Annotated in this window: 21 protein-coding genes and 1 pseudogene; 10 read left to right on the forward strand and 12 right to left on the reverse strand. The window is 31.9% G+C overall.

From position 1 onward, the window contains the following. Window positions 1-61 precede the first annotated feature (61 nt). From BM296_RS08845 to ftsH, 4 genes are all read right to left on the reverse strand, one after another. A complete protein-coding gene (locus BM296_RS08845) occupies window positions 62-1,429 on the reverse strand; it encodes a PAS domain-containing sensor histidine kinase (RefSeq protein ID WP_091902701.1) in 1,368 nt (455 codons plus the stop codon). Further along, window positions 1,410-4,454 carry a CheR family methyltransferase gene (locus BM296_RS08850; RefSeq protein WP_091902702.1) on the reverse strand — a complete coding sequence of 1,015 codons (3,045 nt, stop codon included), beginning with the start codon at window positions 4,452-4,454 and terminating at the stop codon, window positions 1,410-1,412. Before BM296_RS08850 ends, BM296_RS08845 begins: the two co-directional genes overlap by 20 nt. 139 nt (window positions 4,455-4,593) lie before the next feature. Beyond that, window positions 4,594-4,986 (reverse strand): hypothetical protein, encoded by a 393-nt coding sequence (locus BM296_RS08855; protein WP_091902703.1) that lies wholly within the window; start codon window positions 4,984-4,986, stop codon window positions 4,594-4,596. Between the two features lie 66 nt (window positions 4,987-5,052). Next, window positions 5,053-7,011, reverse strand: a complete 1,959-nt coding sequence (gene ftsH / locus BM296_RS08860) for an ATP-dependent zinc metalloprotease FtsH (protein WP_091902704.1) — start codon at window positions 7,009-7,011, stop codon at window positions 5,053-5,055. Window positions 7,012-7,145: 134 nt separating this feature from the next. On the opposite strand from ftsH, the gene BM296_RS08865 reads away from it, so the two are divergent. Continuing rightward, on the forward strand, window positions 7,146-7,550 hold the full coding sequence (locus BM296_RS08865) for a hypothetical protein (protein WP_245786989.1): 405 nt from the start codon (window positions 7,146-7,148) through the stop codon (window positions 7,548-7,550). A 17-nt stretch (window positions 7,551-7,567) separates the two neighbouring features. Then, window positions 7,568-8,050, forward strand: a complete 483-nt coding sequence (locus BM296_RS08870) for a hypothetical protein (protein ID WP_143099056.1) — start codon at window positions 7,568-7,570, stop codon at window positions 8,048-8,050. Between the two features lie 39 nt (window positions 8,051-8,089). Here BM296_RS08870 and BM296_RS08875 read toward each other — a convergent pair whose 3' ends face one another. Beyond that, window positions 8,090-8,896, reverse strand: a complete 807-nt coding sequence (locus BM296_RS08875; protein WP_091902706.1) for a universal stress protein — start codon at window positions 8,894-8,896, stop codon at window positions 8,090-8,092. Window positions 8,897-9,085: 189 nt separating this feature from the next. Here BM296_RS08875 and BM296_RS08880 point away from each other — a divergent pair, with 189 nt between their 5' ends. The 3 genes and pseudogenes from BM296_RS08880 to BM296_RS08890 form a co-directional block, all read left to right on the forward strand. Then, window positions 9,086-9,451, forward strand: coding sequence for a VOC family protein (locus tag BM296_RS08880; protein WP_091902707.1), 366 nt, complete (start codon window positions 9,086-9,088; stop codon window positions 9,449-9,451). Window positions 9,452-9,624: 173 nt separating this feature from the next. Next, window positions 9,625-10,320, forward strand: coding sequence for a hypothetical protein (locus BM296_RS08885; protein WP_091902708.1), 696 nt, complete (start codon window positions 9,625-9,627; stop codon window positions 10,318-10,320). 145 nt (window positions 10,321-10,465) lie between these two features. Next, window positions 10,466-11,482, forward strand: a pseudogene (locus BM296_RS08890) (AI-2E family transporter); the annotation flags it as partial. Between the two features lie 10 nt (window positions 11,483-11,492). Here BM296_RS08890 and BM296_RS08895 read toward each other — a convergent pair. Next, on the reverse strand, window positions 11,493-12,158 hold the full coding sequence (locus tag BM296_RS08895; RefSeq protein WP_091902710.1) for a hypothetical protein: 666 nt from the start codon (window positions 12,156-12,158) through the stop codon (window positions 11,493-11,495). 858 nt (window positions 12,159-13,016) lie between these two features. After that, window positions 13,017-14,063 carry a S1C family serine protease gene (locus BM296_RS08900; RefSeq protein WP_091902711.1) on the reverse strand — a complete coding sequence of 349 codons (1,047 nt, stop codon included), beginning with the start codon at window positions 14,061-14,063 and terminating at the stop codon, window positions 13,017-13,019. A gap of 335 nt (window positions 14,064-14,398) precedes the next feature. On the opposite strand from BM296_RS08900, the gene BM296_RS08905 reads away from it, so the two are divergent. The 5 genes from BM296_RS08905 (at window position 14,399) to BM296_RS08920 (ending at window position 17,686) form a co-directional block, all read left to right on the forward strand. Beyond that, a complete protein-coding gene (locus BM296_RS08905) occupies window positions 14,399-14,785 on the forward strand; it encodes a response regulator (protein WP_091902712.1) in 387 nt (128 codons plus the stop codon). A 115-nt stretch (window positions 14,786-14,900) separates the two neighbouring features. Beyond that, window positions 14,901-16,073 carry a baeRF7 domain-containing protein gene (locus BM296_RS08910; protein ID WP_091902713.1) on the forward strand — a complete coding sequence of 391 codons (1,173 nt, stop codon included), beginning with the start codon at window positions 14,901-14,903 and terminating at the stop codon, window positions 16,071-16,073. A gap of 120 nt (window positions 16,074-16,193) precedes the next feature. Next, window positions 16,194-16,373 carry a chemotaxis protein CheB gene (locus tag BM296_RS19615; protein ID WP_245786990.1) on the forward strand — a complete coding sequence of 60 codons (180 nt, stop codon included), beginning with the start codon at window positions 16,194-16,196 and terminating at the stop codon, window positions 16,371-16,373. 53 nt (window positions 16,374-16,426) lie between these two features. Further along, entirely contained in the window at window positions 16,427-16,885 is a 459-nt protein-coding gene (locus tag BM296_RS08915) for a LytR/AlgR family response regulator transcription factor (protein WP_245786991.1), read from the forward strand. 180 nt (window positions 16,886-17,065) lie between these two features. Further along, complete coding sequence (locus BM296_RS08920) at window positions 17,066-17,686, forward strand: class I SAM-dependent methyltransferase (RefSeq protein ID WP_091902714.1); 621 nt, start codon at window positions 17,066-17,068, stop codon at window positions 17,684-17,686. 51 nt (window positions 17,687-17,737) lie between these two features. Here the strand turns inward: BM296_RS08920 and BM296_RS08925 are convergent, their stop codons facing one another. The 5 genes from BM296_RS08925 to BM296_RS08945 form a co-directional block, all read right to left on the reverse strand. Continuing rightward, window positions 17,738-18,379 carry a phosphoribosyltransferase gene (locus BM296_RS08925; RefSeq protein WP_091902715.1) on the reverse strand — a complete coding sequence of 214 codons (642 nt, stop codon included), beginning with the start codon at window positions 18,377-18,379 and terminating at the stop codon, window positions 17,738-17,740. A gap of 17 nt (window positions 18,380-18,396) precedes the next feature. Then, on the reverse strand, window positions 18,397-19,038 hold the full coding sequence (locus BM296_RS08930; protein WP_091902716.1) for a dienelactone hydrolase family protein: 642 nt from the start codon (window positions 19,036-19,038) through the stop codon (window positions 18,397-18,399). A 300-nt stretch (window positions 19,039-19,338) separates the two neighbouring features. Continuing rightward, the gene (locus BM296_RS08935) at window positions 19,339-20,319 is read right to left on the reverse strand and encodes an MlaD family protein (protein ID WP_091902717.1); all 981 of its coding nucleotides are present in this window, start codon (window positions 20,317-20,319) and stop codon (window positions 19,339-19,341) included. Between the two features lie 4 nt (window positions 20,320-20,323). Then, window positions 20,324-21,121, reverse strand: coding sequence for an ABC transporter ATP-binding protein (locus BM296_RS08940; protein ID WP_091902986.1), 798 nt, complete (start codon window positions 21,119-21,121; stop codon window positions 20,324-20,326). 1 nt (window position 21,122) lies between these two features. Beyond that, a complete protein-coding gene (locus BM296_RS08945) occupies window positions 21,123-21,926 on the reverse strand; it encodes an MlaE family ABC transporter permease (RefSeq protein ID WP_073243194.1) in 804 nt (267 codons plus the stop codon). Window positions 21,927-22,404 lie beyond the last annotated feature (478 nt).

The raw sequence follows: 22,404 nt of genomic DNA on the forward strand, positions 1-22,404 counted from the left end.
TTCTAAAACAATAAATGAATATTTTTTTTACGTTATTAGATTCTTTAAATAAATGAGAGTGTTAAAATAACGGTGGATTTCTTTCTGGTAATTGTATTTTAAACGTACTGCCCTTATTTAATGCGCTCACATATTCAATACTACCACCTAGGAGTTCTACATATCTTTTTACAATACTTAAACCCAAACCTGTTCCTTGAAAATCTCTAACATTTTCAGCTCTAAAAAACCGTTTAAAAAGATTTTTTTGGTCTTCTTGAGGTATACCAATTCCTTTATCTTTAACAAAGATGGTTAATTCACCATTATTATTTATAGTATTTAAAACCACATCTGTTTCTGAGTATTTTATAGCATTGGTCAAGAGGTTAACCAATATATTATGAAGTATTTTTTGATTCTGTAAAATCAAGGGGTTTCCTTCATGTGAATAATGAATATGCTGTTCTGGTTTAAGAATGCTTTCCATTTTATCTGTCAGTATACGTGCAAAATCTAATATGTCAAAACTCTCTTTTTTTACTCTTACAATACCCTTTTCTAATTTTTCCAGAGAAAGAAAATCATCCAATATTGAAGTGAAGTTTGTAGTGGCTAATTTAATACGTTGAATATGCTTGTCTAGTTTATTGTAATCTCCAATATTTTTAAATTTCTCCATTAGAATTACTGATGACATAATAATTGTTACCGGAGTGCGTAGTTCGTGTGAAGCAATAGAGATAAAGGCGCTTTTCATTTCGTTAATATCTTTTTCAGATTCAAGTGCCTCGCTCAATTCTTTGGTCCTCTCCAAAACTACTTTCTCTAGTTCTAGATTGTATTTTTCAATTTTTATGTTTTCTTTCTCTAGGTCTTCATGCCGGTCTTGCAAAATTTCCATATTTCTAATTTCAGTAATATCTTGCATGGCAACACGACAAAAACGTTCATTATTATTAGGGTTGGTGTCAACTGTACCGCTTAATAGAGCGTAAAAGTTAGTTTTATCTTTTCGGTTTATAATAAATTCAATATTTTCTAAAATGCCTGTGTTAAAAGCCTGCCTAAGACTAAGAAAAAATGAATTTGCTTCACCGATCATTAAATATGCTGAAAATGGTTTGTCTTTTAGTTGTAAACGATCCACACCTAGCATATGACATGCAGTTAGATTTATGTTTACAATAGTCCCTTTCTCATCTATAATTAGATAGCCTACTGGGGCAAAATCAAAGAGATCAGAATATTCGTCTCTTGATTTTTCTAGCAGTTGTTGGGTTTCGCGTAATTCTTGATTCTGCATTTCAAGTTCAACTTGATGTACTTCAAGTTCATGCACTAAACTTTTAACCTTATCCATAGTTAAGTCTAAAGGAGATAGGGGTGTACTTTTAACCTCTGCTTCCGCCTTTTGTCGTAACGCTTTATTAACTGGATTTAGGGCCATTATTTGAATTTTTTTTAAGTTTTGCTATATTTTTTTCAGCTTCATGCAATTCTGTTATGTCAATTAGGGTACAAGCAATTCCTTCTACGGTATTATTCTTTAATATTGGTCTAATCATTACATCATATAGATAAGCGGTATTGCCAATATTTAGAGATACATTTTTACGAATGGCCTTTTTATTTTTTATAACCTCCAGTTTCAATTCTTCTAACCTAGCTGTATCTTCTTTAGAGTAAAAATCACTGTCTTTCTTTCCAATCATTTTTACAAATTGAAAATTAGGTTGAATATTACCAATTGTGGTATAGACTAAATTTTTGTCTTGGGTATAGACAATGGTTCTTGACATCTCTAATAAATGCTCATAATTTTCCTTGGCAGTTTTTAGCTCATTGGTCAATTGTTTTTCATGAGTAATATCAACAAAAGTAATTACTACCCCTTCGATCATATTCTCAGAGGTGCGGTAGGGCAAAATTTGCATTTTGTACCATATGCCATCGCCACTTTTAACAGATGTGGTAATTGGGGTAAGTTTATTCAATACCTTTTCTACATCATTACTAAGGCCATCGTAGATTAGGTTCGATGATAAATGATTTATAGGGCGCCCTATATCTGTTTGAATCAGATTAATGATTTTAGTCATCGGCGGGGTAAACCGTTTAATTTTCAATTGGGCATCAAGAAAAATAGTACCTATTTCAGTACTTGCCAATAAATTGTTCATGTCATCATATGCCTGGGCCAGTTCATCTATTTTTGATGAAAGCTCTGTATTCATAGTAACAATTTCTTCATTTACGCTTTGTAATTCTTCTTTTGAGGTTTCAAGTTCTTCATTTGTACTTTGTAGTTCTTCATTACTTGACTGTAATTCTTCATTACTTGATTTTAACTCCTCGTTAGAGACTTCTAATTCTTCAATGGTAGAACGTAAATATTCTTTAGTAGCGGTTAGTTCTTGTTCTAATGCAAACATTTCAGACACTTCATGTGTTTGAACAGGCTTAACTTCTATAGTTGTTGCCTCAATTTGTGCCATTTCTTCAAAAGTTATCATATAATAACCTTCATAGTTTTTGGGCGATTCAAATGGTTTTATTTTAAGGATAATTGTTTCGAATTTTCCATTCGTTTTTACATTTACCCCTTTACGAACTTCTGTTTTTTTACTTTTTCTTGCCTTTACTATTAGTGCACGCAGATCGGTTTTGAGCCCTTCACGCGCCATCTCAACAATATTTAATTTAGCCTCGCCTGGTGACGGTTGTAGATATTTACCCGTATTACCAGAGAAATATACAGCATCACCCTCATTATTAATAATAGTGCAAGCGGGTGCATATGTAGCCAAAAGAAGTCGTTCGGTTATACCTGATAAATTTTCACGTGGTTGTATTTTTATAGGGATTGAATTTTCTGTATTAATTTGAATAGGCTCATGAAATAGTTGAGTTATATCGGGTATTTTTTTAGTAATGACATCTTTGTGTTTGAAAATTTTATTTTTTCGGTCTATAACAGAATACAGGTTGGCAAACTCTCCTAAAGATTCTGAATTTCCTAAAAATAGCAAAGCACCTGTGTTCAATGCATAGTGAAAAATAGTATATACCCTTTTTTGGGCCTCTAAATTCAGATAGATCAAGAGGTTTCTACAACTTACCAAGTCTTGTTTAGAAAAAGGAGGGTCTTTTATTAGATTATGTTCCGCAAAAATAATTTGATCGCGAATTTCTTTTTTAATTCTATAGGTAGATTTTTCTCCTTGAAAATAACGTGAAAGACGTTCTGCACCTACATCTACAGCAATAGTTTCAGGATAAACACCTTGTCTGGCCAAACCTATTGCATTAACGTCTAAATCTGATGCGAATATTTGAACTTTAAGTTTTTTGGTTCCTTTTCGTATTTCTTCATCAAAAAGTATAGCTAGTGAATAAGCTTCTTCGCCTGTTGAACAACCTGCTACCCAAATACGAATAGTTTCGCCATCTTTCTTTTTATCTAATATCTCAGTAATAATAGCTTTGCGTAAAGCCTCAAAGGCCTCTTGATCACGAAAAAAACTAGTAACCCCTATAAGTAGTTCATTAAAAAGTTTTAATACTTCATCACGTTCTTTTTGTAGATACTTAACATAATTTTCTAGTTTATCTATTTGATTTAGAGCCATTCGTTTATCAATTCTACGAATAACAGTACTGCTTTTATAATCCCCAAAATTACATCCTGTCTCGTTTCGTAATAAAATGAAAACTTTTTCTAAATGTTCTTTTGCTGAATCAAAATTCGAAACTTTTTTATTCGGACCGAATTTTCGATTCTTTGCGTATTGTAATAATTTTTGAGGTATATCTTTTACAGGTAGTATAAAGTCGTGGGCATTAGCCGCGATTACACTTCGTGGCATACCGTCATATTTTGCGCTTTTTGGTTCTTGCACAATGGCGAGGCCACCTTGATTTTTGATGTTTTTTAAACCTAATGTACCTTCGGTACCAGTGCCAGATAGTACAATGCCAATGGCTTTATCCATTTGATCTTCTGCCAGAGAACGAAAGAAATAATCGATAGGCTTTCGAAATCCACGTGCTTGGGTGGGATCCATAAGGTGTAAAATACCATTAAAAATTGCCATGTCTTTATTGGGCGGAATAACATAGATATGGTTAGGTATTACTTTGGTATGATCAACAACCTCAGATATTTTCATCTGGGTATGTTTTTCTATTAAATCTACCATTAGACTTTTGTGGGTAGGATCTAAGTGTTGCACTAGAACGAATGCCATGCCTGAATTTTCTGGCATGATTTCAAAAAAATCATTGAAAGTCTCTAGACCACCAGCCGACGCACCCATGCCAACAATTAAAAAATTGTTTTCAGAATTTTCATTGGTACTCTTTTTTAATGGAGCATTTGTTTTACTACTCTTTGGAATGGGTGCATTTTTTTTGGCCATAACCTCTTTAACTATACCTTTATTGATGGTTACCAAATATAAGCAAAAGCACATACTTGATTCAATTTTGGTTACTTACAAGATATATTTAAAAAGCGAAATGTTTAATGATAAAAATCATTTATCAAAAGTATAAATAGGTCAATTTTAATTTTGTAATTAACTTATTTATAACATCGTTAACAGTCTTCTATTACATATATTTTGAAAGAAATTTAAAAAATTCTTTTTTTAGATCAGCATAGATTTGTCGTTGGGTTTCCATCTGATTTCTAAATTCTAAATGTTTTTTTGTTAGCACAGTGTCCATTGATTCTTGACTTGTTTTTGACTGACCTGCAATACGAGTCTCATGCTTTTCTATAGTTTCTTGAAGTTTATCGATTATGCCTTCATGAAGTATAAATTCATTTTGGTAATGTTCTAACTGGGCTAAAACTTCTTTGTTTGTCCAACGATTAATTAATTCGCTTAATCTATTCTTGAAAGATTTTAACTCATCTTCCCAAAAAGCAAGTTCACTATGCCATTGTTTATGTTCAAAATGTAAATCTTCATTGCTAAGTACTTCGTTTATTGTTTTCATATCATTAGTATTTAAATTAGTTCTCTAGTTCGTTTATTGATTTTAATTCTTTTATCATTCTTTTTGTTATTGTTGCTTTTCTACTAATTCTTTTAATTCTCGTTTGCCAAGCAAATGTTCCAAACTATCTTTTTCTACCACTTCTTGTTCTAATAAGAGTTGGGCTAGTTTTTCAAGTTTATCTCTATGCTTTACTAATAAATTTTTTGTTCTCTCGTAGGCAGTAGTAATCAATGCTTGTACTTCTTTATCTATAAGTTTCGCCATTTCTTCACTATATGGTTTGCTTAGTATATGTTCGTTTTGCCCAGTAGAATCGTAAAAACTAATGGGTCCTATTTCTTTATCCAAACCATAATAGGCAACCATTGCATAGGCTTGCTTGGTTACTTTTTCTAAATCGTCTAAAGCACCTGTAGATATTTCGTCAAAAATGATTTCTTCTGCTACTCGACCACCTAACGATGCACAAATTTGATCCATGAATTGTGCTTTGGTTACTATTTGGCGCTCTTCGGGTAAATACCATGCAGCGCCTAAAGATTTTCCTCGTGGTATTATAGAAACCTTTAACAATGAATCAACATGCTTTAAATACCAACTAGCAACGGCATGACCAGCTTCGTGATAGGCTACTATTTCTTTTTCTTTGGCCGAAATAATCTTGCTTTTTCGCTCTAATCCTCCAATTACACGATCTCTTGCTTCCATAAAATCTGCATGTTCTACTTCTTTTTTGTTCTTTCTGGCTGCAATTAAGGCTGCTTCATTGCAGATATTGGCAATATCAGCTCCAGAAAAACCAGGGCTCAGTTTGGCAAGTAATGAACTATCAACATTTTTTGATAGTTTTAAAGGGCGTAGATGTACACCAAAAATCTCTTCTCGTTCTTCTTTTGTTGGTAGTTCTAAGTAAATATGGCGATCAAAGCGGCCGGGTCGTAAAAGTGCCTTGTCTAAAACATCGGGGCGATTAGTCGCTGCCAATACGATAACGCCGGTGTTTTTTCCAAAACCATCTAGTTCTGTAAGCAATTGATTTAAGGTACTTTCTCTTTCGTCATTGGCTTGAAAGGCATTTATTTTTCCACGAGAACGGCCAACGGCATCAATTTCGTCGATAAAAACAATGCTTGGGGCTTTTTCCTTTGCCTTTTTAAACAGGTCGCGAACACGTGAAGCACCGACCCCAACGAACATTTCTACAAACTCAGAACCAGAAATGGAGAAAAAAGGCACCTTGGCTTCACCTGCCACTGCTTTGGCCATTAATGTTTTTCCTGTTCCGGGAGGGCCAACTAGAATTACCCCTTTTGGAATTTTAGCACCCAGTTTGGTATACTTTTCTGGGTTCTTTAGAAAATCGACCACCTCCATTACTTCGGCTTTAGCCTCTTTAAGACCGGCTATGTCATTAAAGGTAAAACTACTTTTAGTGTCTTTCTCTGTTAAGGTAGCGGTAGATTTTCCAAAATTAAATAATGTACCACTTGCAGAATTTCCACTTCCTAGTCTTCTTAGTAGATAAATCCAGAAAAAAATAATGAAGACAAGTGGCAATAACCATGCTAGTATATTTGTCCAAGAAGTTTGGGTATTATATTTTACATCAATTAATTCTTGTTTAGAAAAATCTTGTTGGGCCTGTTGTAGTTTATTTTCAAAAGTTTCTACAGACCCTATGTTCATTCTAAAGTGTGGACCCATTTTTTTATTAAAGAACCCATCGGTAATCCATTTATACTTTTCTTTTTCAAAAAGCTCGGGTTTAATATAAATATCGGCAATCTCTTTATTGATTACCACAATCTTTTCTACATCATGTTCTGCTAAAATTTCTTGCTCAAAAGTTGACCATCCTATTTCTTTAGTTTTATTTGTACTTGAGACTGTTATGTAAAAAATAGTCATTAAAATAAACAATATGATGTAGAACCAGCTATAGCCATAACTGCCATAAGGTGGTGTTCTATTTCTATTTTTGTTATGTATATTCTTATCTTCTGTATTATTCGAATTTTTCATTCCTTATAGAATATTACTCTTTAACTAACTCATCTTGGGTTCAAAACTATTTCAATAGAATTAGTCATAAAATGATTCAGGTCATTTACAAACTCTTCATAATCGGCTTCTTTTGTTGTATAAAATTCAAAGTGATGGATAGCAACCAAGAGAACAAATCATTAATGTTATTTATAATCGTGTTGATTTTATTATTCTTGGCCAGTTGTGGCCCCGTAGTATTATCAAGTAGAATAGGTGAGCCACCACCATCATGGTTCTATCCAAATCGTTTGGAGGTTGTTAGGTATGTATATTTTCCTGAATACAGTTTTTATTATGACCTCTCTGCAAGAACATATATTTACCTAGATGGTGGTGTATGGGTTAGGCGCAATGTATTGCCCACTAAATACCGGCATGTCGATTTAAACAGAGCGCGGTATGAGCGTATTCGTAATTATAATGAAGAAAATATTCGTCGATATCATGAAGAAAATAATGCAAATAGAGGTAGAAGCAATAGAACTGCTACTCGCTCAAATTCAAGAAGAAATTAATCTATAAATATGTAAAAATGAAAACTCAATTAATTTTAATACTGGTATTAATGTTTACTGCGTGTAAGGGTCAAGAAAAAGAACCAATAACCAATGAAATAGAAAAAGATTCGGTTGATGCACCTAAACCTAAACGTTCGTGGAATGTTAATAGGGAATATGATGAACAGGGCAATTTAATTAGATATGATTCGGTATACTCTTATTCATATACTAATATTAAAGGTGATTCTATTAAAGTAAATTTAGATAGTATAATGGGCTCTTTTAGGTCTTACTTTAAAGAAAATACACCTTTTGAATGGGAAAATGATTTCTCATTTTTTCCAAAGAACGATTCTCTTTTTATGCGAGATTTTTTCAGGGACGATTATTTCTTTGATCGCTGGGAAAGAAAACCTATAGAAATGGAAGAAATGATGCGAAGAATGGATTCTACAAGAAATGCGTTCTTAAAAAGATTTCATCCAGGACTCATAGAATCTAAAGAAAAAGATTGATTAATCTTAATTTTTATAAACTACGGCAATCATTAAATATTATTTTAAGACTGGCATTATCATTATAGGTACTTCAGTCTTAAAAGTCATATTGCGAATAATTGGTTCGTTTATTAGTTTTTTAAAAAAGCTGTGTTCAGTTTTGAGAAAAGCGACCATACAAATATTTTTATAGCCTTTTTCTAAATCTTTTAAGGTTGCCGTAACTGAACTCTTTTTTTTGACCTTTATAAAGCGGTGTTTCGTATTTTTTAAATGTAGATCAAGTAATTCTTTGTTTGATTGTTGAACGTTTTCAAGTTCCTTTTTAGAATTTACGTATACTATGTTTATTATAGAACCCCATAGCGATGCTATTTTTATAATTGGGGACAATTCTGCAGGTTTGAACGTATGTTTATAATCGTTTGCAAAAAGAATGTCATCGGGTACATCATAATCATATTCGCCGGGTACAGCTATAATTGTGCTGCTGTTTATATTCTTTAATACACTTGTGGTAACGCTGCCCATAAATACATCTTGTACGGCAGAAAAACCTGTGGTTCCCATAAAAACGAATTGTATATCTTTTTCTACAATTGTCTTATCTATAGCACCTAAAGCTGTATCAGATACTAGAATACTTTCAAAAGTATGTTTATCACTTTTTGTAGCTTCTAGTTTTTTATACATTGAATCTAATTCTATACTTGCATCGAATTTGGTTCCTGTTTCAGAAGGTACTTGGTAATATGCATGTAATAGATAAAAAGTACATGGCTCACGTTCAAAAAGATAAATGGCATAATCAATGGCATTTTGTGAGTTTTTTGAAAAATCTGTGGGTAGTAGTATGCTGTGCATTGTCTTCTATTTTTTTAAAAATAACCAGGTCAGTTATAGAAAACCATGATTCTAATCAGCTGGCATTAATTATAAACTGAGTTATTCTATTAATACAATGTTGAAATGATCTTAATCATTTTAAAAAAAGAAGTTATTCGTCAATTTTATATTTACTTATAAAGTATAGTGTCAACTAAAACTTATAGAATGGCTTCAATAATACATTTTAATATTTCTGCAGAAGACGTGCTAAGGGCCAAAAAATTTTATGAAAAGCTATTTGGTTGGAAAATAGAAAAGTTTCCGAAAGGACCAAAGGAATATTATCTAATTGAAACCCTAGCTAAGACCGGAGAAAAAGGAGTAGGAGGCGGTATTAATAAAAGACAAAAAACAGAACAACAAATTACCAATTTTATCGAGGTTGATTCAATTGATGAAGCTATTGCAAAAGTTAAGGAATTAGGAGGTGAAATCGTTGATTCAAAATCAATAATTGACAATACAGGATTTATAGTAAGGTGTAAGGATACCGAGGGAAATATTTTTGGGTTAATGGAAATGGTGAATTAATAACCATCCTAGCCACAAAGTATACGTTTATCAAGGAAATTTGATACAGTTACAGTTCACTGACCTAAGTCATTTTCAACCTTTTTTATTAGATGTAGTTTTAAAATAATAGGTTGTTACTATATCCTACAACTTAAAGAATTGATATAATGAAATTATAATACTTAACTTATATGGCAAAGACCAAAGATATATATACCGACAAACTGGAATATGACTTTCAACAATTTTATAAAGAATTGGAAGATTTTAATTATGATTTAAAAGAATTTATTCACGGTAGTTTAAAGGCTGCAGAAAATCAAGGTCATCTTGATAAAGGCTATTATAAAGCTGATGAAATTCTTGATGAAATCTATATAGAGATTTACGAAAATTATTCTTTAATTACTGATATATCTGAATTTCAACGATTACTTTTTAGAGCGGGAATCAATAAACTAGAAGCGATAAAATCTGAAGAAGTGCCAGATGATATTACCTATCATTCTCTATTAAAGGCTGAATTAAAATCTTTAAATGAAAACTTCACTACAGACGGTGATGGAGACCGCATAATGTTCGAAGAATTAGATGACATTTCATACGTTCAAAATAAAGGTTGGTTAGACAACATTTTCTTATATGAACCATTAGAAAGACAGTTGGTACATAAATTAGGGCTAAATGAAGCCGCATTGTTATCTGTTGAGAAAAGAAAGTTATTATGGGTATTGTATTCAACTATACCAGAAAGAAGTAAAACTGTGGTAGAGTTACTAGTTTTTGGTAATCAAGACTTAAAAACTATTGCTGAAATATTAGATGTGCCACTAGAATTTGTTGATAGAATTATATTCAAGGTCAAGGAAAGATTTAGGTTAGTATAAATTCTAAATCATTTTAACCTATGCAAAAATACACTCTCAATTTAGCTAATACTTTTTATTTTTTATTTTCCATAACGCTATGCGTTTGGATGTTAATTGCCGCAAAGGTGATTATTATACCCTTAGTTTTTAGTTTTTTTTTGCCCTAATGTTAAAGCCCATAGTAACTTATTTTGAGAGTAAATTCAGTAATAGGATTTTAGCAATATTTACGTCTTATGTTTTAGCTGTTGCACCTCTGTTTGTTCTAATTTTTTTCTTCTTCAATCAAACTAGAATTCTATTTGGTAAACTACCATCGGTTCAGGACAGACTTTCGGAAATGATTATCGTGTTTTCAGAATCGTTCGACCAAAAATTCAATCTAGAGGCAGATACAACAGCTAGTTGGATTTCAGAAAATGTTTTGGCCATTTCTGATTTTTCAATTGATATTATTAGAGGAAGCCTGCAGTCTACTTCAACGGTATTGGCGCACTTGGTACTCATTGTAGTTATAACTTATTTTATGCTACTTTACAGTACCGCATTCAAAAATTTTCTGTTGGCACAATCTAATAAAGAGAATAGAAATAGGCTTGATCAACTATTCAAAAATGTCCAATATTTAGCAAAACGATATATGCTAGGGCAAGGTATGATCGTACTAATTTTAGGATTATTAATAGGTGGCGGACTTTGGTTGATAGGAGTTCCTTATCCTTTTTTTTGGGGGTTTTTAGCTGGTTTTCTTGAAATTATACCCTATATAGGCACATCTATAGGTGGTGTTTTACCCGTAGTTTATATGTTTATGATTTCTGATAATTTTTGGCAGCCAATTGCAGTCATTGTCCTATATCTTATAGTGCAACAATTAGAAGGAAATCTAATTTCACCAAATGTTATGGGAGCCAGCGTTAGAATTAACCCATTATTCGTGATTTTAGGGCTTTTTATAGGGGGTGTTTTATGGGGTATTGCCGGTATGATTTTGGCCTTGCCCATATTAGCAATGTCAAAAGAAATATTTAGAACTTATGATATGTTCAAGCCCTTGAGTTATCTTATGGAAGATGGTTTGTTGCGTAAAAAAGATATTTTTTTAGAACGATTTGATGATGAAAAATATAGGTTATTTAACCTTTTTTTTAAAGAAGGAAAAGAGAAGAAAAATTTCTGACAAATTAATTTTATATTTTTTTACTTCGTATATCATCGGTTTGCCTTAGCATCCTGTACAAAGCTAAATCTAGGGCAATGAACCATATAATAAATAGCGAAAAGGTGATTTTTTGTACAACAGGTAGTATATGTATAATTATACCAGTTTCATAAATATAATAATTGGCAAGAAAGATAAAAATGCAAACTACACCTAGTATAAATAGTTTTTTATAGCTTGTTTTATATAGTTCTATACAACAAGTGATAAAAGCAACAAGACCAAATATACCTGCTATGCGAACAACTATATCATGGTAGTCAAGCACTAAAAATAAAATTGAAAATAAAGATAGATATCCAGATCCACCCATCAATTTTTGGATGTTATTTTTTGTTTTGAATAATTTAGGTAGTAAAAACCAAATAAATAATATACTTGTACATAGTAAGCATAATGCTACAATTGCATATAATCTAGCTTTGTTAGGCTTACCGTTAATGGCATTGAAATCTAAAAGATCGCAAAGATAATTGTGCCAAAAACTAAAACCATTTATATCTGGTTCTAACCAAGATCCTCCAGGATAATGTATGGCAGCAATAACATAGAAAAAAATAAAGAATATAATACCTAATAAAGATAAATATAATAGAAGAAGCCCATAGGTCTCCAATACTGGCTTAGTCTTCATTGAGCTGGTATTTATATTTGATTCTAAAATAGAAACAGGAGACCTAAGGTCTCCTGTTTCCTTTGAAGTGTTCGTTTTATTCTTTGTGTTACATCTATCCTTAAGTCATCTTATTGCTAAAATGATATAGGGGTGATTTCGACAATTAACAATTCGAACACTTTCCGGTATTTCTTACCTTACAATAATAATACCTTTTCTTAATATGTTTTTTAAAAAGGACCGGAATGCCAGAATATCCGGTCCTTTATTATAGATATTGCAATTCTTTAAATTTTGAACGCAGACCAAGTAATTATGTACCAACTACATATTCAGCTTGTAATTCTAGTAAAAGAAATATTTGCAATATCATTATATGACTACTAAGGCATTACTGCTTAGAAGCCTTTTTTGTAATTACATTTTAAAGAAAAAACAGGAAGCCAAAACTTCCTGTTTCTCATAAAGAATAGAATTTGTTGTTGCCTTAAATCAATCTTTTAATTAACCTATTGCTAAGTTGATTCGAAAATTAATATAGATTACTACAGCATCTTTTTCTTTACTATGATCTGTACTATCTTACGATAATCCAAATCAATGCTTTATAATTTTATAAGAAACCAAGTCATCGCAATGACTTGGTTTCTAAGAAGTCGGTATTTTTTTCAAATTACACTTACACTGATCCTTTTTTATGATTATTTCTAAACATATGAAGAATTCAAATGGTCTTTTGAATTTGAAATACTTTCTTCTTTTTGAATTGAATCTTGGTTCCCTCGAACAAGATTCAAATAGCTATTTATTTCAAAGAACTTAGATTAATTATAGTGCTAAAATAATACGAACATTATCTTTTTAAAATGACCTAGATCAGTTTGGTGAAAATTTTTCAGTTTTCGGAATTATAAATGCTAAATTCATGATTTTGCCTTTTCTTAAGATTTTAGCTTTCAGGGTGTCACCATGTTGTAGGTTATGTATAATAGACCAGGCTTTGCCCATATTTTTCTCATTTGTTAATGGTACGTCATTAAAGGATAATAAAACATCGCCACCGACAGCTAAATTATCACCATCAATCTGTAGGTGATAATACGATTCTTTTAGACCTAGGTTATCTCCTAATGATTGTGGGGCTACTTTTTGTACCATTACTCCGGCAATTTGTGGTAAATTCAATATTTCTGCTAATGATCCGGTAATGAAATAAGCCTCAATACCGGTCCAAAGAGGTCTTTCATCACAAAGTAGTTCTTTGGCAATGTTTGAAGTAGCTGCAAAAGATATCCCTTGAAAACCTTCAGAATGGCTTATAATAAAGCTAGCAATACCTATTACCTCTCCTTTCATATTAAATAATGGTCCGCCAGAACTACCCTCGTTTACGGCGGCATCGGTTTGTAAGAAATCTGTTTTTATAAATCCGCTTGATACTTGTTTGGGAGAATACTTACCACTTACATAACCAACGGATAAAGAATGCCCTAGACCAAATGGTGAACCAATAACAAAGACTTGGTCTCCTATTTTAACTTTATCCGAATCTGCCAAAGTAACAATTGAAAGTGGAGTATTTTTTGATTCGGTCAATCTAATTAATGCAACATCGGCAGTAGGGTATGAGTAAAGGACTTTCGCAGGTACTTCTTCTCCATCTGAAAAAACGACTTTAATAATGGTAGCATTTTGAACAATATGTGCAGCAGTCATTATATCACCATCATTTGAGATGACAAAACCTGATCCAAGACCTTCTAAGGTTACCAGGGTTTTCATTTTTCCTTGGCTATATATTTCTGGTTGCCATGTTTTAATGAGAACAACAGATGCATTGGCCTCTTCATACAATTTGCTTATACTTTGAGCTGTAATGTGTGTGGTGTAGAATATGAAAAGTAAAATTGTAATTATTTTCATGGCTAGATGTTGTAATTAAGTACTATAATTTTCAACATTTGATATCTTTTGTTTCAAGAATTTGAAGAACTGCTCTAATCTTAAGAATTCAATGATATTAAAGTTGAAGATAAAAGAAACTGACAGTAAACTAAGATTAGTGATTCAGGTGTGAAATGATTTAAGTCATACAGTTTTTTACAGAATCTCTTGCCTTAATGTATCATCTAATATTATTGAATTAAATAGGAACATTTAACAAGTATCGATTTAATCATGAAATTATTTCTTACCAAGATTGTAGTTTTTTTTGTATCTTTTTTATCCCCATAAGCTTGAACTTAATTGGTTATACCATGATCAGTATCCTTATAATTGAAGATGATAATGATATACGGGAAAATACTTCTGAACTTTTAGAACTCGAAGGGTATGTTACGTTAACAGCATCCAACGGAAAAATTGGTTTAGAAAAGATTAAATCTAATGTTCCAGATTTAATCTTATGTGATCTTCTTATGCCCGAAATGGATGGATTTACCGTATTAAGTCACCTTGGTCATTATCCAGATTTAAAAAGAATTCCATTTGTTTTTTTTAGTGCTAAATCTGAAAAACTTGAAATTAAAACTGGTATAGATGCTGGTGCGGATGGGTATTTAGTAAAGCCTTTTGAGCTGGAAGATTTGTTGTCCATTATTGAGAAGTGTCTAAATAAAGGAAAGAGTTCTTCATTACAATAAATTGGATTTTTTATCTATACTATTTTTTCAGATTTAATCAGAATTTCTTTATACCTGATTCAAATCATTTAGCTGCTTTATCGTATTAAGTACTTTGGTAGAAAATAGATAGAACATGTATACTGCTGAAAAACTACCATTGCCAAAATCTACCTTTGAATCTTTAATGGCAAAAAAAGCCCTTCATTGTGTTTCCATATATCTTACAATGGATAAAAAAGGAATGGAACAAAATCTTCACCTAGCTCAAGCTATATTAAAAAATTGTCTAGAAGAGGTGCGCACGGTATTATTGCAATATCAATTACACGATAATGAAGTAGAAGATTATCTTGATCCAATAACACAATTATTAGATAGAGTGGATTTATGGCGAAACCCATCGGATGGACTGGCTATTTTCTTAAATCCAGATACTGGATTGCAGTATTTTCAAGTACCACTTTTATTTGAAATACAAACATATGTAGCAAACCATTTTTATCTAAAGCCTTTATTACCAATGTACCACAATAACGGTACCTATTACCTACTTGAACTTAGTAGAGATTATGTTAAGTTGTACAAAGCATCACGATATCAATTTAAGGATTTATTTGTTGAAGATTTTGCGCCAAAGCGGCTAGAAGAAGCCGTTGGGTTTGATTATAGACCGAAAATGTTACAATTTAGAAATGCGCAGAATTTGGGTAGGGCTGGTGTATTTCACGGTCATGGAGAAGGAAAGGATGATGATAAAAAAGAGATGGTAAAATTTTTTAGGGTTTTAGATAAAGGGATAAAAAAGACAATTGAAAATCAAAATGCACCTTTAATATTAGCCTGTACCGACTATTTGTATAGTATTTATAAACAGACAAGTACTTATAAAAATATTTATGATCGGCATTTGGGGGGTGATCCAGAATTTAAAGTAAAGACTTCATTACATCAAGATTCTTGGGAGTTAATCGAACCCTATTTTAAAATTTTAGAATCTGAAATGATACAAAAATTTAAGGATTTAAGTTATTCGCAAAAAACCTCATACGAAATAGATGAAATACTTAAAGCAATTTTTCAAGGTACTGTAGAGGTTCTATTCGTTGAAAATGAAAGTGATGTTTTTGGTACGTTCAATTTAAAAACCAATAGAGTAACTGTAGAGAAATCAAAAGATATAAGTAATACTTCTTTAACCAATTTAGCTGCTATAGAATGCTATAAGCTTGGTGGAAAGGTATTTCTTTTACCTGCTGAACATATGCCAATGAAAAATAGTAATCTAAATGCAATATTTAGGTATTGACCTTTCAACTTGGAACTGGCAAATATTTACTAAGAGAATATTTGGTGACATTAAGATTATTTAGATCAGTTAAATTATTTTTTGATTGATCGAATCTTTTAAGAAACTAAAAAAAAAGACATGAAACTAAAGTGTATTGTATTGGAGAATTCGATTAAACAGCAAAAGATAATGGAGAAAATGGTTAACTGCCATCCTAATTTAGAATTATCTGGAGTGTATAACAATGCGTTAGAAGCCAATCGACATATAAAAAATTCTAATATTGATTTAATGTTTTTAAGTGTAGATATGCCATGATTTCTGGATTTGATTTTTTGGAATCTATAGAGCATCCGACGAAAACAATATTGATGTCAAATAATGCTGATTATGCAGTTAAAGCATTTGAATATACTATTTCTTATTATTTGCTAAAACCTATAACATTAATCAGTTTTAATATTGCGGTCAGAAAGGTCTTAAAACACCATAACCTGATATATCCAAAAAATGGCGAGGGTGAATTTGTATTATTGAAAAGTAATTTAAAAAAAGTAAAAGTTGTATTACGCGATATTAAATGGGTAAAGGCAATAGGTGATTATGTAAAAATCGTAACCGATAAGCAAAATTTTGTTGTTCAATTTACTATGAAGCGATTTGAAAAAATGTTACCAGATGACAAATTTTTAAGAATTCATAAATCATATATAGTAAACCTTAGAAATGTTGATCAGTTTAATGGTAGACATGTTGAGATAAATGGAAACTCGTTGCCTTTGAGCAGGAGTAAAAAGGAGTTGCTTGAAAATAAATTAATGTTCAGCTGAAAACAAATTTATCTACTATGATATCGTATTAGATAATTAAAAGAAGAAGGTTTGGTAAAATTTGTTTTGAATTGGTTTATCTATTGGTTTGAATTTTTGATAAAAAATATTTATTGTGATTCAGGTCTTTTTACGGCTCTTTAATTCTTTCGACTTTTAAGTAATCAATAAAAATAAGTTATGATGAATACAGAAATCTTTAATCAGAATGTTGAAGCATATGAGCAATGGTACAAAGATTACCCTCAGGTATTTGAATCAGAACTTTTGGCGATAAAAGAACAGTTACAGAAACTGCCAGAGAACCTTAAAGGTATTGAAGTGGGTTTGGGAACAGGTAGATTTTCAGAACTTTTAGGTATAAAAGAAGGAGTAGAACCATCAAAAGAAATGGCTGCATTGGCTATTAAAAGAGGGGTTTCGGTTTTAAACGGTTATGCCGAACAGTTACCTTTTGGAGATTTAAAATTCGATTTTGTTCTATTTGTTACAGTTTGTCATTTAGATAACATAAAACACGCATTTGCCGAAGCATATAGGGTTCTTAAACCTGCAGGAGCAATAGTAATCGGTTTTTTGGATAGAGAAAGAAGTGTAGCTCAACAATATCTAGAAAGACGTCATAGAAGTACTTTTTATACTGTTAGTAGAATAGAGGTTCTTTTGAAAGAAGCAGGCTTTAAAAGTTTGGAATTCAACCAAACACTATTTGGCAACTTAGATGACATAAAAGAGGTTCAAATGTCTAAAGAAGGTTTTGGAGAAGGATCTTTTATAGTTGTAAAAGCCACTAAAAAATAGCAAATAGTATAACAATTGAGAAGATTAAATTATTTGATTGGAAATATTTAATTACATCTCTGAAACTTTTTTAGAATTGAAATAATCTAATATCTGAATGGCTTTTCGGTCGGTTACCTCTTCAAAGTTTTTATAAAATTGCCCTACGGCCCTAAAATTGTCTGGTTGTAAAATACAAATGACTTCTTCTACATGTTCTAAATTACTTATTTTATTAATAGCAGATGGTGGTGCTACGGGTATTGCTATTATAATTTTAGAAGGTTTTTGTTTGTGTACCAAAGCTATTGTTGCCATAAGGGTATTACCGGTTGCAATACCATCATCAACAATTATTACCGTCTTATTCTGTAATTTTTTAGGAGAGCGATTTTTATAATATTGTTTGTGTCGCTCTTTTAGTGTTCTACGAATACGTTCGGTCTCTCTTTCAATATAATAATTATCTAAAATATTAGAATTTGAAAGTATTATACTTTCAAGGCTAACTGCGCCAATCGCATATTCTTTATTATTTGGATGACCTATTTTTTTAGTCAGTACCACATCTAATGGCGCATTTAAAAAGGTAGCAACAGATGCTCCAATAGGTAAGCCACCTCTTGGTATTGCCAACACTATTACTTCATCATCTTTGTATTTTGCTAATAGTGTTGCTAATTGATTTCCTGCATCATTTCTATCTTTAAACATTGTTTTGTTTTTTAATTTTACAAATACATAGCAAACCAACTAGCTGATATTTGTGCCACTTCATTTAATTTGCCCGATTCTTCGAATAAGTGACTTGCATTGGGTATTATTTCTAGTTTTCTTTGACATTGTAATTTCTGATAAGCTTTTTCATTAAGCTCAATAACAACTTCATCATTGCCGCCAACTATTATTAATGTGGCAGCTGTTATCTTATTAATGTCGTTTAAAGCAAGGTCTGGTTGCCCCCCTCTTGAAACTACCGCTTTAATTGTTTTTTCGTAAAATGCAGCGGCCCTTAATGCCGAGGCAGCACCTGTACTTGCTCCAAAATATCCAAGAGATAAATTTTTTGTTTCTTTTTGTTGTTGAACCCATTGCGTTACGTCAATAAGGCGTAGGGTCAGTAAATCTATATCAAATCTATTTTTGTAAACACTATCTTCATCTTCTGTCAATAGATCAAAAAGTAAGGTGGCCAAATCATTTTTTCGTAAAACTTCGGCAACAAAGTTGTTACGTGGGCTTAGACGACTACTTCCGCTACCATGAGAAAAAATGACCAAACCAATAGGATTTTTAGGTATAACTAAGTTTCCTTTTAGTATAACTCCGTCTATCTGTATATTGATGACTTTACGTTTATAGTCATTATTCATTTTGTAAATTTTTCACAAAGATTTAAATGTAATGGTAGGGCTGAATTATACAAATGACCCAAGTCATTTATACAGTTTTTGGGAGGTTAATTTACAGGGTCAAATAGAATTATTCGATAATTTTAATTTTTAAGTATCTAGAAATTATATCGAATAATTTATGTTCAGTTTATCTCAAAATCAATGAGTTGAGATAAGAAAAGCATACTGTGCATTGAAAGCGGGATTTAAATTTTCATTATTTTTTGTTGACACTTAAATATCTTAAAAATTCATGCGCGTTTAATACAAGCCTTCTGTTTATAGATTGTTTAATTTTTTTTCTTGTTTCTCTAATTTTCTAAAGTAGCCTCTAGTTAAAAAATTATGCTTTAGTGCTTCCATGTTTTCGTTGAATCTTTCTGTACCCTGTTCTATATTTTCCATGCTTTTCTCAAGCTGGTTTACAAACAAAGAGTCATTTGCCAGATAAGAAATAGCGCCTTGTCCATCATTGATTTCAGAAATGATGAGATTTAAGTTCTTAGACATTTCATCAATTTCAAAAGAGGTTGTCTCTAGGTTTTTAATTACGTTTTTTATTTTTTCGCCAGAAATGGTATCGTTGAATAATATGTCAGCAACACTTTCCTTAAAATTTAGTTGCCCAACTATATCGTTTAAATGAGTAATAGTTGAATTTGCTTTATAGCTTGTATATTTTAAATTGACCATTGTTTTATACAAGTCGTTCGCCATTATAGTATCATTGAGTAACCTGCCTAAAGTTCCTTGCCCATTTGTTAAGGTCTTTGAGATTTTCAATAAATCGGCAGTCAGTAAAGCGGCATTTTCATTGGTAATACTTAAAGTACTCATCATATCTTGAGTGCCTATTTTGTTTGAAGATAATAGTTCATCTCCTGGAGTTATTAAGGAAGAAGTACCTAAACCAGGAATAATATTGATTAACATGCTGCCAACCAATCCATTTGTGCCAATACTGGCAATGGCATTTTTTTTGATATGGTGACGCATATTATCTTGTATTACCATACGAACTTGTATGGTAGTATCGTTGATCATTTCTATGCCATTTACAGTGCCAACATTAATACCTGAAAATCGAACGTTATTTCCATTTTGTAGTCCGGTAGCATTTTTAAATACAGCTGTAATTTCAAATGTTTTACTAAACATATTTTGTCTATTTCCAATAAGGTATGCTGCAAATAGAAGAAGTATGGTGCCTAAAACAACAAAAATACCCAACCTCAAATTTTCTAATTTTGTTTTTGCCATAATTTTATTTTTTAAAGAATGCTTCTACTTTTGGGTCTGTCGATGCCGATAATTCTGAATAGGTGCCTTCGGCATAGTTAATTCCATCTACTAAAAGAACCATTCGTTCAGAAATTACTCTTGCACAGTCCACATCATGAGTAATAATCAAGGAACTTGTACCGTACTTTTTTTGAATACTTCTCATTAGCTCAATTATTTCTTTTGCCGTTATGGGATCTAAACCACTGGTAGGCTCGTCATATAGAATAATCTTTGGTTTCAATATTAGTGTTCGTGCTAGTGCTACACGTCTTTTCATACCACCAGAAAGTTCATCTGGCATTAAATTCATGGTATGTGCTAAACCAACATTTTCTAAGGCTTCCAAAACAAGCGGAGTCGTATCTTTTACATTACCCAGTTTGTCTCTGTGTCGTCGCATCGGAAATTCTAAATTTTCGCGAACTGTCATAGAATCATACAAGGCACTGCCCTGAAAAAGAAAACCAATATCTGAGCGTAATTTATCTAAGGTTTGTCGATCTAATGTCGATATTTCTTTGCCCATTACTTCTATATAGCCGCTGTCGGGAGCCATTAATCCTACTAGACATTTAATCATAACCGATTTTCCAGAACCCGATTTCCCCATAACAACTAGATTTTCACCTTCGTAAAGCACTAAGTTGAATCCATTTAAAACATGGTTGTCACCAAAAGTTTTGGTGACATTATTTATGCGAATGACTGCGTTTCCTTCTAAATGGTCTATCAACTTATGCTGTTCATTATTTTTTATTTTTTGTGTATCCTTATTCATATCATAATTCATAGAAAATATCAGAAACAAATACTGCAATAAAATCAACTATAAATAATAATAAAGATGCCATGACCACGGCCGTGTTTGCAGCTATACCGACGCCTACAGTTCCTTTTTTACAATGATAGCCCTTAAAACAACCAACCAGACCAATGACAAAACCAAAAAAGAATGATTTTACGGTTGCAGGTATTAAATCTCCAAAGCTAAGTGCATCAAAAACTGTATTAAAATAGAGTTGAAAGGAAACTTGACCTTTCAGGTTCTCTACAAGCGCCGAACCTAATAATGCAATTAAATCTCCAAATACTACTAAAATTGGAATCATTAATGTTGTAGCTAGAATACGTGTTACAACTAAATACTTAAAAGGGTTGGTGCCTGATACTTCCATTGCATCTATCTGTTCTGTAACTCTCATGGAACCTAATTCGGCACCTATACCCGATGCAATTCTACCAGCGCAAATTAGGGCGGTTATTACAGGACCTATTTCCCTTACTATAGAAATACCTACCATATTCGGCATCATTGATACTGCGCCAAACTGAATCATTGTAGGTCTAGACTGTAATGTAAGTACCAAACCTATAATGAAACCGGTCATACCTACTAGCATTAAAGATCGGTTACCCATTTGATAACATTGGCGCAATAACTCTTTAAATTCGAAAGGCACAGAGAATAGTTCTTTAAAAAAACGACGTGCGAAAAAAGACAGTTCTCCAATTTGTATAAAAAACTGTTTTATTCGCTCAAGTATTTTAGATATTTCAAATACTGAGGGTATTCTCTCTGCCATACCCAAATGTAAAAGGAAACAGTAGTTCTTAAAATGACTAATGTCATGGCGGATCTTTAAAAATTGTTATGTCAAAGAAATTAGATCTAAAGTGTAGTTATGACAAAACTTTTTTATTCTTAAGACGAATTTAAAATCAAAAAACCCTACAAATTTAGTAGTTTGTAGGGTTCTGTTACTAGTGACTCGACAGGATTCAAACCTTTTATTAGAAATGCTTGAATACAAAGGATTCTGCTAAATTTTATTTTTTCTGTTGTCGATTTGTTGACCTGAATTAAAAATCTCTAGATTTAAATATAGCTGATAAAACTGATATTTTTAAATTTTGTTAGCAACTAATTTTCTTTAAAGGCTATGCTAGTGTCAATGACGATTTCTTTTCAAAGATTTGTGAATTGAGGGCAAAACCAAGTACCTTGACGAGCTAAGTATTTTATTAGTGTTGCTTTTTTCTCAAAATAGCTTTTATTACATG

The sequence above is a fragment of the Maribacter stanieri genome (assembly GCF_900112245.1).
Classification (GTDB): domain Bacteria; phylum Bacteroidota; class Bacteroidia; order Flavobacteriales; family Flavobacteriaceae; genus Maribacter; species Maribacter stanieri.

Bases quoted from the DNA above. Each gene is read 5' to 3' on its own strand.
- BM296_RS08845 (WP_091902701.1), bottom strand. From the start codon at position 1,429: ATGGCCCTAAATCCAGTTAATAAAGCGTTACGACAAAAGGCGGAAGCA.
- BM296_RS08850 (WP_091902702.1), bottom strand. From the start codon at position 4,454: ATGTGCTTTTGCTTATATTTGGTAACCATCAATAAAGGTATAGTTAAA.
- BM296_RS08855 (WP_091902703.1), bottom strand. From the start codon at position 4,986: ATGAAAACAATAAACGAAGTACTTAGCAATGAAGATTTACATTTTGAA.
- ftsH (WP_091902704.1), bottom strand. From the start codon at position 7,011: ATGAAAAATTCGAATAATACAGAAGATAAGAATATACATAACAAAAAT.
- BM296_RS08865 (WP_245786989.1), top strand. From the start codon at position 7,146: ATGGATAGCAACCAAGAGAACAAATCATTAATGTTATTTATAATCGTG.
- BM296_RS08870 (WP_143099056.1), top strand. From the start codon at position 7,568: ATGAAAACTCAATTAATTTTAATACTGGTATTAATGTTTACTGCGTGT.
- BM296_RS08875 (WP_091902706.1), bottom strand. From the start codon at position 8,896: ATGCACAGCATACTACTACCCACAGATTTTTCAAAAAACTCACAAAAT.
- BM296_RS08880 (WP_091902707.1), top strand. From the start codon at position 9,086: ATGGCTTCAATAATACATTTTAATATTTCTGCAGAAGACGTGCTAAGG.
- BM296_RS08885 (WP_091902708.1), top strand. From the start codon at position 9,625: ATGGCAAAGACCAAAGATATATATACCGACAAACTGGAATATGACTTT.
- BM296_RS08895 (WP_091902710.1), bottom strand. From the start codon at position 12,158: ATGAAGACTAAGCCAGTATTGGAGACCTATGGGCTTCTTCTATTATAT.
- BM296_RS08900 (WP_091902711.1), bottom strand. From the start codon at position 14,063: ATGAAAATAATTACAATTTTACTTTTCATATTCTACACCACACACATT.
- BM296_RS08905 (WP_091902712.1), top strand. From the start codon at position 14,399: ATGATCAGTATCCTTATAATTGAAGATGATAATGATATACGGGAAAAT.
- BM296_RS08910 (WP_091902713.1), top strand. From the start codon at position 14,901: ATGTATACTGCTGAAAAACTACCATTGCCAAAATCTACCTTTGAATCT.
- BM296_RS19615 (WP_245786990.1), top strand. From the start codon at position 16,194: ATGAAACTAAAGTGTATTGTATTGGAGAATTCGATTAAACAGCAAAAG.
- BM296_RS08915 (WP_245786991.1), top strand. From the start codon at position 16,427: ATGTCAAATAATGCTGATTATGCAGTTAAAGCATTTGAATATACTATT.
- BM296_RS08920 (WP_091902714.1), top strand. From the start codon at position 17,066: ATGATGAATACAGAAATCTTTAATCAGAATGTTGAAGCATATGAGCAA.
- BM296_RS08925 (WP_091902715.1), bottom strand. From the start codon at position 18,379: ATGTTTAAAGATAGAAATGATGCAGGAAATCAATTAGCAACACTATTA.
- BM296_RS08930 (WP_091902716.1), bottom strand. From the start codon at position 19,038: ATGAATAATGACTATAAACGTAAAGTCATCAATATACAGATAGACGGA.
- BM296_RS08935 (WP_091902717.1), bottom strand. From the start codon at position 20,319: ATGGCAAAAACAAAATTAGAAAATTTGAGGTTGGGTATTTTTGTTGTT.
- BM296_RS08940 (WP_091902986.1), bottom strand. From the start codon at position 21,121: ATGAATAAGGATACACAAAAAATAAAAAATAATGAACAGCATAAGTTG.
- BM296_RS08945 (WP_073243194.1), bottom strand. From the start codon at position 21,926: ATGGCAGAGAGAATACCCTCAGTATTTGAAATATCTAAAATACTTGAG.